Origin of the sequence: Paenarthrobacter sp. A20 (genome assembly GCF_024168825.1) — a bacterium.
GTDB lineage: Bacteria > Actinomycetota > Actinomycetes > Actinomycetales > Micrococcaceae > Arthrobacter.
The window spans coordinates 5,030,965-5,042,971 of sequence record NZ_JALJWH010000001.1; the positions used below are offsets into that span (position 1 = coordinate 5,030,965).

A 12,007-nucleotide genomic window follows, 5' to 3' on the forward strand; every position below is an offset into this window, starting at 1 on the left:
GCGCTTAATTTCATTGATGGAACGTAGGTTCCACCTCACAGAAGTTGGGATATGACCATGAGCAACAACATCGTCCTCGGCGAAAACCAGTACGGCAAAGCAGAAGTCCGCGTCGTCAAGGTCACTCGGGATACGGACCGCCACCACATCGAAGACCTGAACGTCACCTCGCAGCTGCGCGGCGATTTCCAGGCCGCACATCTCGAAGGCGACAACGGCCACGTCGTTGCCACCGACACCCAGAAGAACACGGTCTACGCGTTCGCTCGTGAAGGCATCAACTCCCCCGAGTCCTTCCTCTTGCGCCTCGCAGACCACTTCACCGGCGGTTTCGACTGGGTCACCGGCGGCCGCTGGGAAGCCGAAGCCTACAGCTGGGATCGCATCCAGGCCCACGGCGAGGGACACGACCACAGCTTCGTCCGCAACGGGCAAGAGGTGCGTACCGCCGTCGTCGTCCGTGATGGCGCAACCACCCACCTTATTTCCGGCCTCAAGGACCTGACCGTCCTTAAGACCACGCAGTCCGGCTTCGTCGGCTACCCGCGCGACAAGTACACCACCCTGCCGGAGACCACGGACCGCATCCTGGCCACCGACGTATCCGCCCGCTGGCGCTACAACACCAACCTGGATTTCGCCGGCACGGACTTCAACAAGAGCTACGAGGACATCAAGGCACTCCTGCTTGAAGGCTTCACCGAGAACTACTCCCACGCCCTGCAGCAGACGCTGTTCGACATGGGCAAGAAGGTCCTGGAAGCACACAGCGAAGTGGACGAGATCAAGTTCTCCATGCCCAACAAGCACCACTTCCTGGTTGACCTGAGCCCGTTCGGCCTGGACAACCCCAACGAGGTCTTCTTCGCGGCCGACCGCCCGTACGGCCTCATCGAAGCCACGGTCCAGCGCGAGAACATCCCCGCTGCACCGGTTGCCTGGAGCGGCATCGCCGGCTTCTGCTAAGCCCACACCGAAACCGCACTAAACCGCACCACCAACGGGTTTGTGTGCAGGTCCCGAACAACGGCGCCCCGTCAACGCTGGATCTGCACACAAACCCGACCCCAAAAACCTAAAGATTTTGTTAGCCAGACACAGTTAGCCAGACGAAGACGTCTGCCATGAACCCAGAAAGTCTGCCATGAACATCAAAAAGAAGTCCCGCCCTGCGAATACCACCTCTTCGCAGAAGCATCAGCCGGAACGCCCCGAGGACAAGCGCCTCTCCATCGGAAGCACGTTCGCCTACGGCTTCCAGCACGTCCTCACCATGTACGGCGGAATCATTGCCCCGCCCCTGATCATCGGCGCAGCGGCCGGTATGAACTCCCAGGACATCGGCCTCCTCATCGCCGCCTGTTTGTTTGTTGGCGGGCTCGCTACCATCCTTCAGACGGTGGGCATCCCGTGGTTCGGCTCGCAGCTGCCGCTGGTCCAGGGCGTTTCCTTCGCCGGTGTTTCCACCATGGTGGCGATCGTCCAGGGCGGCGGTGGAATCCAGGCGGTGTTCGGCTCCGTCATTGTGGCCTCGCTGATTGGCCTGGCTATCACTCCACTGTTCTCCAAGATCATCAAGTTCTTCCCGCCGGTTGTTACCGGAACCGTGATCACCACCATCGGCCTGACACTGATGCCGGTCGCTGCTAACTGGGCCATGGGCGGCAACGCCAAGGCCGACAACTACGGCAGCATGGCCAACATCGGACTCGCAGCTGCAACCATGGGCGTCGTCCTGCTCCTGAGCAAGGTGGGCAACGCAGCCATCTCCCGGCTCTCGATCCTGCTGGCCATGGTCATCGGCACCATCATCGCGTTGGTGGCCGGCATGGCCGACTTCTCCAAGGTTGGCCAGGGCGACATCGTCGCTTTCCCCACACCCTTCGCCTTCGGCGCTCCCACCTTCGAAATCGCAGCGATCATCTCCATGCTCATCGTCATCCTGGTGACCCTGACGGAGACCTCGGCGGACATCATCGCAGTGGGCGAAATCGTGGACACCAAGGTTGACTCCCGCCGCATCGGCGACGGCCTCCGCGCAGACATGCTCTCCAGCGCCATCTCCCCGCTGTTCAACTCCTTCACGCAGAGCGCCTTCGCCCAGAACGTGGGACTCGTGGCCATCACGGGCATCAAGAGCCGCTTCGTGGTCAGCGCCGGCGGTCTCATCCTGGTCATCCTCGGCCTCCTGCCGATCCTGGGCCGGGTTGTCGCAGCGGTTCCGACGCCCGTCCTGGGCGGCGCCGGCGTCGTGCTGTTCGGTACGGTTGCCGCCAGTGGTATCCGCACCCTGGCCAAGGTTGAGTACAAGAACAACATGAACCTGATCATCGTGGCTGCTTCGATCGGCTTCGGCATGATCCCCATCGCCGCCCCGAAGTTCTACGACCAGTTCCCGTCCTGGTTCGCCACGATCTTCCACTCAGGCATCAGCTCGGCAGCCGTCATGGCGATCCTGCTGAACATCCTCTTCAACCACTTCAAGGCCGGCAACTCGGACAACCAGTCCGTATTCGTGGCCGGTACTGACCGCATCGTCAGCGAAGAGGACATCAAGTGCCTGAGCGAAGGCGACCGCTTCGAGAACGGCAAGCTGATCGACGCCGACGGCAAGGAAGTTCCGCTCAAGACCTCCAGCGCGTCGGAGCACTAGCACCCTTCCGCAGATAACAGGCGGCAGTGTTTTCCTTGGGGGACACTGCCGCCTTTTGTCGCGTCGCGTGGTAGCCGCCCCGCACGGAATGTACGACGGCGGCACTCGGCTTTGAGGGCAGCCCACCTTGCGCAGGCCCACACTTGGTCTCCCCAGATGACAAAAGATGGCAATGTTCTTGGGAAACATTGCCATCAAATGCCAACTCGGCGGGAAGTTAGTTCTGGTTAAGCTCCGCGGAGATCGCCCTGGCTGCTTCACGCAGCATGGGCACGGCGCGGTCGGCGAAGCTCTGGTCCACGCGGGTGATCGGCCCGGAGACAGAGATCGCGGTGGGCGTGGGAGCGTTGGGCACAGCCATGGCGAAGCAGCGGACGCCGAGCTCCTGCTCTTCCTCGTCGATGGAGTAGCCGCGTTCGCGGATGAGCTTGAGGTCCGCGAGCAAGGAGTCGATGTCGCCGATGCTCTTGGCCGTGGGGGTCGGCATGCCGGTGCGGGCCACGATGCCGCGGACAACCTCGTCGTCCAGCTGGGCGAGGATGGCTTTGCCCACGCCGGTATCGTGCGTGTGGGCCCGGCGGCCCACCTCGGTGAACATGCGCATGGAGTGCATGGACGGGACCTGGGCGACATAGATGACCATGTCGGAGTCAAGGACGGCCATGTTGGAGGTCTCGCCGAGGCGTTCCACCAAGGTCTTCAACTGCGGACGGGCCACGGCACCGAGCTGCTTGCTGGCGCCTTCGCCGAGCCGGATCAGCCGGGGGCCCAGCGCGTAGCGGCGGTTGGGCAGCTGACGGATGTAGCCCAGCGATACCAACGTGCGGAGCAAGCGATGGATGGTGGGCAAGGGGAGGTCAGTGGACGACGAGAGCTCACTCAAAGTGACGTCGCCGCCTGCGTCCGTAATCAGTTCCAGCAGTTCAAAGACGCGCTCAACGGACTGCACGCCTCCGGAGGCTTTTTCAGCCATTCCCTTGTCTCCAATGACTCAGATTCCGACAACTCTTATCCGCATCGTGAAAAGAATTGCTTAGAACACCCAACATACAGCACGCCGGCAAGCTGCGCGATGACACCGAAGATGACCGGGCAGGGGGTTGTGTTTCCACTTTGTAGATAATAATATCCATAATACGAAAACATTCAGTTTGGAACGGCGGCCCGGGAACGGGCCTAACAGGAGGAATTTCAATGGCGAATCCGAGCCCCGGAAACTCGATCACCCTGCGCGTCGCCGCACCGTCGAGCTTCACCGCTACCAGCGAACTGGCAGCAGCCGTCGGCGCAGCCGGTGCAGCAATCACCGCGCTGGACGTCACGGAATCCCACCACGAGACGATCGTTGTTGACGTCACCTGCAACACCACCGACGACGACCACGCCGCCCGCGTCAAGGACGCCCTGAACGCCCTCGACGGCGTCACCGTCCAGCACGTCTCGGACCGTACCTTCCTCATGCACCTCGGCGGCAAGCTCGAGGTCGTCCCCAAGGTAGCCCTGCGCAACCGCGACGACCTCTCGCGTGCCTACACTCCCGGCGTCGCGCGTGTTTGCATGGCCATCGCAGAAGACCCGGCCGCTGCCCGCAACCTGACGGTCAAGCGCAACACCATCGCCGTCCTCACTGACGGTTCGGCCGTCCTGGGCCTGGGCAACATCGGCCCCGCCGCGGCACTGCCCGTCATGGAAGGCAAGGCTGCGCTGTTCAAGCAGTTCGCTAACGTTGACGCCTGGCCGGTCTGCCTGGACACCCAGGACACCGAAGAAATCATCATGATCGCCAAGGCCATGGCCCCCGTCTACGGCGGCATCAACCTCGAAGACATCGCTGCACCGCGCTGCTTCGAAATCGAGAACCGCCTCCGCGAAGAGCTCGACATCCCCGTCTTCCACGATGACCAGCACGGCACGGCAATCGTCACGCTCGCTGCCCTGGTCAACGCCCTCCGCGTTGTGGACAAGAAGCTCTCCGAGGTCAAGATCGTGGTTTCGGGCGTCGGCGCTGCCGGCTCCGCCATCATCCAGCTCCTCAAGGCCCAGGGCGCGCAGCACATCATCGCCGCCGGCCGCTCCGGCGCCATCCACTCCGGTGAGGAATACGGCGACGAGCACCGCAGCTGGATCGCCGCGAACACCAACGAAGAAGGCTTCTCCGGCACTCTGAACGACGCCCTCAAGGGAGCGGACGTCTTCATCGGTGTCTCCGCCCCGCACGTGATCGGCGAGGAGCAGGTCGCTTCGATGGCCGAGGACGCAATCGTGTTCGCCATGGCCAACCCGACACCGGAAATCGACCCGGTCATCGCTTCCAAGCACGCAGCCGTGGTTGCCACCGGACGCAGCGACTTCCCGAACCAGATCAACAATGTGCTGGCCTTCCCCGGCTTCTTCCGGGGCCTGCTGGACGCCGGAGCATCGGACATTACGCCGAACATGCTGGTGGCCGCCGCCGAGGCAATTGCCAACCGGGTGGCTGACGATGAGCTCAACGCGAGTTACATTATCCCCAGCGTCTTCGATCCCCATGTTGCCGCCGATGTAGCGACCGCCGTAGCCAATGCTGCGCACGCCAACGCCGCCAGCGCACTCTAGAAAAGGACACCGCCACATGGCTATCACAGTCACTGATCCCCGGCCGATCGATCGCGCCGAGGAAATCCTCACCCCCAAGGCACTGGCCTTCATCGAGGAACTGCACAAGCGCTTCGCCGGCACCCGCAACGAGCTGCTCGAGGCACGCGGCATCAAACGCCAGAAGGTTGCCGACACCAGCCGCCTGGACTTCCTCCCCGAGACCCAGGACATCCGCGACGGCGACTGGAAAGTCGCCGAGGCACCGGCAGCTTTGCAGGACCGCCGCGTCGAAATGACCGGCCCTGCCACCCCGGCCAAAATGGCGATCAACGCGCTGAACTCCGGCGCCAAGGTGTGGCTCGCGGACCTCGAAGACGCCAGCACGCCCACGTGGCCGAACGTCATCGACGCCATCCTCAACCTCCGCGACGCCGCCCAGGGCACCCTGAGCTACACCTCCCCTGAGGGCAAGGAATACCGCCTCCGCACCGACGCTCCCCTGGCTGTCGTCGTGGCCCGCCCGCGTGGCTGGCACATGGAAGAACGGCACCTGCTGATCGACGGCGAACCCACCGTAGGTGCACTGGTGGACTTCGGCCTGCACTTCTTCCACATCGCCAAGCAGCTCCTCCTCAACGGTCACGGCCCGTACTACTACCTGCCCAAGATGGAGAGCCACCTCGAGGCACGCCTCTGGAACGACGTCTTCGTCTTCGCCCAGGACTTCCTCGGCATCCCGCAGGGCAGCGTCCGCGCCACCGTGCTCATCGAGACCATCCCGGCAGCATTCGAGATGGACGAGATCCTCTACGAACTGCGCGATCACGCCTCGGGCCTGAACGCCGGCCGTTGGGACTACCTCTTCAGCATCATCAAGTACTTCCGTGATGCCGGCGAAGAGTTCGTCCTCCCGGACCGCGCCACCGTTGCCATGACTGCACCGTTTATGCGCGCCTACACCGAACTCCTGGTCAAGACCTGCCACCACCGCGGCGCCTTCGCCATGGGTGGCATGGCCGCCGTCATCCCCAACCGCAAGCAGCCCGACGTCACCGCCGCAGCCTTCGACAAGGTCCGCGCCGACAAGACCCGCGAAGCGAACGATGGCTTTGACGGCTCCTGGGTGGCACACCCGGACCTGGTTTCCACCTGCCGCGAAGTCTTCGACTCCGTCCTCGGCGACCGTCCCAACCAGCTGGACAAGCAGCGCCCCGAGGTGAGCGTCACCGCTGAGCAGCTCATCGACGTCGCCTCCGCCGAAGGCCACGTCACCGAGGCAGGCCTGCGCCTGAACCTGTACGTCGCCGTCGCCTACACCGGCGTCTGGATCTCCGGCAGCGGCGCGGTTGCCATCCACAACCTCATGGAAGACGCCGCAACTGCGGAGATCTCCCGCTCGCAGGTCTGGCAGCAAATCCGCAACAAGTCCGTCCTCGCGGACACGGGCAACACCGTGACCCGCGAACTCGTCACCCGCATCCTCGGAGAAGAAACCGAGCGCCTGCGCATCGAATTCGGCGACGAGAACTTCAAGGCCTACTACGAGCCCGCATCCAAGCTGATCGAGGACATCTGTTTGTCCGACGACTACACGGACTTCCTCACCACTCCCGCGTACGAGCTGGTGGGCTGAGATGGGCTCATTCTCTTCCTCTGATCTGGCCCACATCGAGTCGCAGCTTGAGGCGACGGACCAGCTGCTGGACCGCAACTACCCCGGTGACGACGGCTCACGCCAGCCCATCCACACCGTCTACATCCCGGCCGACCGCTTCACGCCTTCCCTTGCGGCAGAGTGGGGCGCCCAGGCACTCGCGACGGCGGACGCTCACGGCGGCCTGGAGAAGCTGGGACAGTTGCTGGGCCAGGAGTCTCACCTGGCTGCCGCTGTCGCAGAGCGTGTGGCGGCGAAGCTTTCTGCTGAGCCGATCGAAGACCTCCGTCTGGACTTCGAAGACGGCTACGGCGACCGCGGCGACGAGGCAGAAGACGCCGACGCCGTTGCTGCCGCCAACGCTGTTGCTGCTGCCGTTGCGGCCGGGACAGCTCCGCCGTTCATCGGCATCCGCTTCAAGTGCTTCGAAGCCCCCACCCGGGCCCGCGGCCTGAAGACCCTGGACCTGTTCGTCTCCACGTTGGCCGCCGCCGGCGAACTCCCGGACGGGCTGATCCTCACCCTGCCCAAGGTCACCACGGTGGCCCAGGTCCAGGCCATGGACTTCGCGGTATCCCGGCTGGAGGAAGTCCACGGGCTTCCCGCGGGCCGGCTTCGCTTCGAGGTGCAGGTGGAAACTCCGCAGCTCATCATCGGCGCGGACGGAACCTCCCCTGTAGCCCAGCTCCCCCACGTCGTTCCGGGCCGTATCAGTGCCCTGCACTACGGGACGTACGACTACAGCGCCTCGCTGGGGATCTCCGCCGAATACCAGTCCATGGAGCACCCGGTGGCCGACTTCGCCAAGGAAGTCATGCAGCTCGCCGTCGCCGGCACGGGCATCCGCCTCTCTGACGGTTCCACCAACATCATCCCCGTCGGCGACGGCGTTGAGGATGCTTGGAAGCTGCACGGCCGCCTGGTCCGACGTTCCCTGGAAAACGGCTACTACCAGGGCTGGGATCTCCACGCCGCCCAGCTCCCCAGCCGCTTCTCGGCGTCGTACGCTTTCTACCGCGAAGGCCTGCCCGCAGCGGCCCTGCGCCTCCGCAACTATGTTGAGCGCACCGAAGGCGGCGTCATGGATGAGCCCGCCACGGCCCGCGCCCTTGCCGGCTTCGTCCTCCGCGGCGTCCAGTGCGGCGCAGTGGGGACCGACGAGGTCAAGGCGCTTGCCGGCGTCGAACTTTCACAGCTGACCGCACTGGCGCACCCGCGGCTCGCACAACCAACTTCGCACTGATAGGAGCATCTCGCATGGGCAAGTACTACTACCCGCAGGGCGGCCTGCCGCCGCAGACACAGCTGACCACCGAGCGGGCCATCGTCACCGAGGCTTACACGGTGATCCCCAAGGGCGTCATGACGGACATCGTCACCAGCAACCTTCCGGGCTTCTCCAACACGCGCTCGTGGATCATCGCGCGGCCGATCTCCGGCTTCGCCACCACGTTCTCCCAGCTGATCGTGGAGATCGCACCGGGCGGCGGGGCTCCGAAGGCCGAGTTCGAGGCCGGCGTCGAAGGCGTCATCTTCGTTACCAAGGGCCAGGTCAACCTGACCCTCGACGGCGAACTGCACCACCTCGAAGAGGGCGGCTACGCCTACCTTGCTGCAGGTTCGGAATGGGGCCTGGAGAACGTCTCCGACGACATCGTTTCCTTCCACTGGATCCGCAAGGCCTACGAGCGCCTGGAAGGTTTCGAGGCCAAGTCCTTCGTGACCAACGAGAAGGACGTGGAACCCACCTCCATGCCGGATACGGACGACGTCTGGAAGACCACGCGCTTCACGGACTCCAGCGACCTCGCCCACGACATGCAGGTCAACATCGTCACTTTCCAGCCCGGCGGCGTGATCCCCTTCCCGGAAACCCACGTCATGGAGCACGGCCTGTACGTCCTGGAAGGCAAGGCCATGTACTTGCTCAACAACGACTGGGTTGAGGTGGAGGCCGGCGACTTCATGTGGCTGCGCGCGTTCTGCCCGCAGGCTTGCTACGCCGGCGGTCCGGGCGAGTTCCGTTACCTGCTGTACAAGGACATGAACCGCCAGGTGAAGCTCACCTAGTCCGTTCCTCGCTTGCGGAGAGATCGCCGGAAAGCTGCCAGTTCGTCTGGAGTTTTCCGGCGATTTCGCGTTTCTCCGGCGAACTCAGCGGCGGCGGCCCATGGCGAGCCCGGCCCAGAACGCGAGAAGAAGCAGGCCAATGCCCGCGATGCCCAGTCCGAGCTGCGTTTCCTTGCTGATGAATGAGCCGTTGTCTCCCACGAACACCTCATTGCTCAGCGGCGCATAGGCAAACCAGCCGACGTTCGTCTCCATGCCGTTCCATGCCACGACCACGCCCACGATCACGACGATCAAGCCCAGCAACGGCACGACGACGGCGGCCGGTTTGCGGGCTGGCTGCGGTGTCCTCTGTTCCCCATGTGTGTTGTGTTCCCCCATGCGGGCGAGTCTAGCCCGCGCGCCCGCCCAACTGAGTCGCAGTTAAGGCCGTTTTGAGGGCTCAGAACGGCCTTAACTGCGACTCAGTTGGGTTGGCCGGGGCCGCCGGCGATTCGGTACGACTCCTGCAGCAGTTCATCGAGCTCTTCCACGTCGATCTTTTCGAGCCGGATCAACATGAGCTGCGGGGATTGGTCGTGATGCGGGGTCCAGAAGAACGTATCGGGTTCCATGGCTGCGAGCGCTTCGCGTTCGTCGGTTTTCACTGTGCCCACGCCCTCTTCCCAGATACGTGCCATGAGGCTCTTGGCGAACCATGCGGGCTGCCCCCAGCTTGGACGCTCACTCACACCGGGCATGCCCAGGCAGATGCGCCTGACATCGTCTTCTGTGGCCATGGTTCACTGTGGCACTTGCGCTCCGCCAAGGACAAGAGCCCGCGGTAGCACCACCGTCGGGCGCTACTTGCCCATCCCGAGTGTCAGTCCCTCCGTCAGACGCCGGCCCAGCCATACGTAGATGATGAGCATCGGCAGGACCACGATCACCAGCCCGGCGAACAGTCCGCCCCAGTCAGCTCCCGAATACGTTTGTTGCTGCACGAAGGAAATCAGGGCGACGGGCAGCGTGTACTTCTCGGTGGATTGCAGGAGGGTCAGGGCCAGGAGGGTTTCGTTCCAGTGGGAGATGACCTGAAGGATGAAGGCGGTCAGGATGCCTCCCTTGGCCAAGGGCAACGTGATGCGCCAGAACGTGCCGAATGCCGTGGTGCCGTCCAGTGCCGCTGCCTCTTCCATTTCCAAGGGGAGGGATCGGAAGAATGCGGTCAGCAGGAAGACCGTGAAGGGCATGGAGACGCCGATGTACACGAGGTTCAGCCCGATGATGCTGTCCGTTAGATAGACCTTGTTCAGCATCACGAACAGCGGAATCAGGATGACCTGCGCGGGAATACCCAGGCCCAGGATGAAATACAGGCTCAGGCCACGGGTCAGCCTGTTGTCCACGCGGCTCAGGTAGTACGCGCAGGGTGCGGCAATGGCTACGGTCAGGACCGAGGACACCACCGTGGTCAGCAGGCTGTTCCAGGTAGCCACCGCGAAGTCTCCCACGGTCCAGGCGCGGACGAAGTTGCCGAAGTCCAGGGACGATGGCACGCCCCAAGGGTCATCAAGAATGGCACGGGTATCCCGGAATGCCTGGGCAACCATCCACACCAGGGCTGCGATGCTGATCGCGACAACCAGCCACAGCAGCGCAACCCCGATCCCCCGGACGACGCTGCGCTCACCACGCAGTGCCGGGCTGACGCCGCGCCTTCCGCGTCTGCGTGGGGCGGTGATGGATCCCTGCAGTTTGTATTCGCTCATGACATTTCCTTTAGAACTCGACGGCGTCGCGACGCATGGCGCGGCGCAGCAGGACAACCAGGACGGAGATCAGGGCCAGGGACAACACAGCGGACGCTGTCGCGGCCCCATAGGCGGGCGTTGACTGTCCGGAGAAGGCGTTGACGTAGGTGTACACGGCAGCGGTCCAGCTCTGCGTTGGCGGCACGCCGGCCCCTGAGCTGCCACCGAAGACCCAGACGATCTCGAAGATTTTCACCGACGAGATGGTCCACAACACGGCGCAGGTCCCGAAAACATCCCACGTCAGCGGCAGGATCACGTACCGCAGGCGCTGGAAGGCAGACGCGCCGGCCAAGGCGCAGTCTTCGTAGTAATAGGGCGGAATACGGTCGACGCCGGCCATCAGGATGGTGGTGAAGTAACCAGTGGTGGTGCAAACAAGCGTGACCATGATGAGCGGGAAAATGTTGTCCTGAGCCAGCCACTTGGGCGGGTCGGTCACTCCGAGGGGCGCCAGGAGGCTGTTGACCATTCCTCCGGGGTTGAAGATGAAGCCGGCGAGGACACCGAATACCAGCGCATTGATGAGGTGCGGGAAGAAGATGACGTTGCGGGCAATCTTCTTCCCGGCCATATCCCTGAGCACCAGCGTCAACGCGAATGCCAGGACGAAGATCGCGGTCCCCACCACGAAGAGCAGAAGCAGGGTATTGCCGAATGAGGAAAGGAAGAGTTGGTCCCGGAAGATCCTGCCGTAGTTGTCCAGCCCAACGAACTTCATGGGGCCCGAGCCCGCCCATTTGTGCAGGCTGATCCATACGGCTCCCAGTGCAGGAACGATGAAGAGGACCGTGTACAGAACGAAAGCCGGACCGACGAACGGAATCAGCAGCTTCTTGCGCTGCACGTCAATGGAGCTCCCCCCGGGACGGCTGCCGCGCCGCGGCTTACGGGGCGCCGGCTTCCGGGACTCCGGTCTTTGGGCGGGCGCACCGCCTGTCCTTGGCTCCGTCAGGTGGAGGGTCATCAGCTGTTGTCCTTCCAGTACTGGATCTGGGCGGCCTTCATTTTCGCGATGAAGTCATCGGCGGAGGTCTTCCCGAGGAACAGCTCGTCATCCTTGGGGAAGAAGACCTTCTCCATGAAGCCGGGGAAAGTCACGCCGTCGTTTTGCAGGTGCGTCGCCGGAGCCGCGTCAATGGCGGCTTTGACGCTTGCGACGGCGGGGTCCACGGGAGCGTCCGACCTCACCGGAAGCACTTTGGCTTCCGTTCCTAGGGCGTTCTGGTACTTGGCGCCCAGCATGAATGCTGCGAGGCG

At 63.5% G+C, this 12,007-nt stretch carries 11 protein-coding genes and 1 pseudogene; 6 read left to right on the forward strand and 6 right to left on the reverse strand.

Annotation, left to right across the window (positions count from 1 at the left end):
* The first annotated feature begins 51 nt into the window (after nucleotides 1-51).
* Complete coding sequence (gene pucL, locus J3D46_RS23245) at nucleotides 52-966, forward strand: factor-independent urate hydroxylase (RefSeq protein WP_253469093.1); 915 nt, start codon at nucleotides 52-54, stop codon at nucleotides 964-966.
* Between the two features lie 178 nt (nucleotides 967-1,144).
* A complete protein-coding gene (locus J3D46_RS23250; protein ID WP_231341605.1) occupies nucleotides 1,145-2,653 on the forward strand; it encodes a nucleobase:cation symporter-2 family protein in 1,509 nt (502 codons plus the stop codon).
* A 217-nt stretch (nucleotides 2,654-2,870) separates the two neighbouring features.
* On the opposite strand, the gene J3D46_RS23255 is transcribed toward J3D46_RS23250, so the two are convergent.
* Complete coding sequence (locus tag J3D46_RS23255; RefSeq protein ID WP_159705757.1) at nucleotides 2,871-3,626, reverse strand: IclR family transcriptional regulator; 756 nt, start codon at nucleotides 3,624-3,626, stop codon at nucleotides 2,871-2,873.
* Between the two features lie 221 nt (nucleotides 3,627-3,847).
* Between J3D46_RS23255 and J3D46_RS23260 the strand changes: the two genes are divergently transcribed.
* The 4 genes from J3D46_RS23260 to J3D46_RS23275 are packed head-to-tail and all read left to right on the forward strand — an operon-like array spanning nucleotide 3,848 to nucleotide 8,954.
* The gene (locus J3D46_RS23260) at nucleotides 3,848-5,248 is read left to right on the forward strand and encodes an NAD-dependent malic enzyme (protein ID WP_253469095.1); all 1,401 of its coding nucleotides are present in this window, start codon (nucleotides 3,848-3,850) and stop codon (nucleotides 5,246-5,248) included.
* A gap of 16 nt (nucleotides 5,249-5,264) precedes the next feature.
* Complete coding sequence (gene aceB, locus J3D46_RS23265) at nucleotides 5,265-6,863, forward strand: malate synthase A (RefSeq protein WP_253469097.1); 1,599 nt, start codon at nucleotides 5,265-5,267, stop codon at nucleotides 6,861-6,863.
* Between the two features lies 1 nt (nucleotide 6,864).
* Nucleotides 6,865-8,127 (forward strand): aldolase, encoded by a 1,263-nt coding sequence (locus tag J3D46_RS23270; RefSeq protein ID WP_231341603.1) that lies wholly within the window; start codon nucleotides 6,865-6,867, stop codon nucleotides 8,125-8,127.
* A 14-nt stretch (nucleotides 8,128-8,141) separates the two neighbouring features.
* Nucleotides 8,142-8,954: a bifunctional allantoicase/(S)-ureidoglycine aminohydrolase gene (locus tag J3D46_RS23275; protein ID WP_159705765.1), complete on the forward strand. Its 813-nt coding sequence runs from the start codon at nucleotides 8,142-8,144 to the stop codon at nucleotides 8,952-8,954.
* A gap of 84 nt (nucleotides 8,955-9,038) precedes the next feature.
* Here J3D46_RS23275 and J3D46_RS23280 read toward each other — a convergent pair whose 3' ends face one another.
* From J3D46_RS23280 to J3D46_RS23300, 5 genes and pseudogenes are all read right to left on the reverse strand, one after another.
* Nucleotides 9,039-9,335: a hypothetical protein gene (locus J3D46_RS23280; RefSeq protein WP_253469100.1), complete on the reverse strand. Its 297-nt coding sequence runs from the start codon at nucleotides 9,333-9,335 to the stop codon at nucleotides 9,039-9,041.
* Nucleotides 9,336-9,418: 83 nt separating this feature from the next.
* Entirely contained in the window at nucleotides 9,419-9,733 is a 315-nt protein-coding gene (locus J3D46_RS23285; protein ID WP_253469102.1) for an MmcQ/YjbR family DNA-binding protein, read from the reverse strand.
* A 63-nt stretch (nucleotides 9,734-9,796) separates the two neighbouring features.
* The gene (locus tag J3D46_RS23290; protein WP_231341599.1) at nucleotides 9,797-10,705 is read right to left on the reverse strand and encodes a carbohydrate ABC transporter permease; all 909 of its coding nucleotides are present in this window, start codon (nucleotides 10,703-10,705) and stop codon (nucleotides 9,797-9,799) included.
* Nucleotides 10,706-10,715: 10 nt separating this feature from the next.
* The gene (locus J3D46_RS23295; RefSeq protein ID WP_231341598.1) at nucleotides 10,716-11,714 is read right to left on the reverse strand and encodes a carbohydrate ABC transporter permease; all 999 of its coding nucleotides are present in this window, start codon (nucleotides 11,712-11,714) and stop codon (nucleotides 10,716-10,718) included.
* Nucleotides 11,714-12,007 (reverse strand): annotated as a pseudogene (locus J3D46_RS23300) (ABC transporter substrate-binding protein); the annotation flags it as partial. The pseudogene J3D46_RS23300 and the gene J3D46_RS23295, both read right to left, overlap by 1 nt.

Bases quoted from the DNA above. Each gene is read 5' to 3' on its own strand.
- pucL (WP_253469093.1), top strand. From the start codon at position 52: ATGACCATGAGCAACAACATCGTCCTCGGCGAAAACCAGTACGGCAAA.
- J3D46_RS23250 (WP_231341605.1), top strand. From the start codon at position 1,145: ATGAACATCAAAAAGAAGTCCCGCCCTGCGAATACCACCTCTTCGCAG.
- J3D46_RS23255 (WP_159705757.1), bottom strand. From the start codon at position 3,626: ATGGCTGAAAAAGCCTCCGGAGGCGTGCAGTCCGTTGAGCGCGTCTTT.
- J3D46_RS23260 (WP_253469095.1), top strand. From the start codon at position 3,848: ATGGCGAATCCGAGCCCCGGAAACTCGATCACCCTGCGCGTCGCCGCA.
- aceB (WP_253469097.1), top strand. From the start codon at position 5,265: ATGGCTATCACAGTCACTGATCCCCGGCCGATCGATCGCGCCGAGGAA.
- J3D46_RS23270 (WP_231341603.1), top strand. From the start codon at position 6,865: ATGGGCTCATTCTCTTCCTCTGATCTGGCCCACATCGAGTCGCAGCTT.
- J3D46_RS23275 (WP_159705765.1), top strand. From the start codon at position 8,142: ATGGGCAAGTACTACTACCCGCAGGGCGGCCTGCCGCCGCAGACACAG.
- J3D46_RS23280 (WP_253469100.1), bottom strand. From the start codon at position 9,335: ATGGGGGAACACAACACACATGGGGAACAGAGGACACCGCAGCCAGCC.
- J3D46_RS23285 (WP_253469102.1), bottom strand. From the start codon at position 9,733: ATGGCCACAGAAGACGATGTCAGGCGCATCTGCCTGGGCATGCCCGGT.
- J3D46_RS23290 (WP_231341599.1), bottom strand. From the start codon at position 10,705: ATGAGCGAATACAAACTGCAGGGATCCATCACCGCCCCACGCAGACGC.
- J3D46_RS23295 (WP_231341598.1), bottom strand. From the start codon at position 11,714: ATGACCCTCCACCTGACGGAGCCAAGGACAGGCGGTGCGCCCGCCCAA.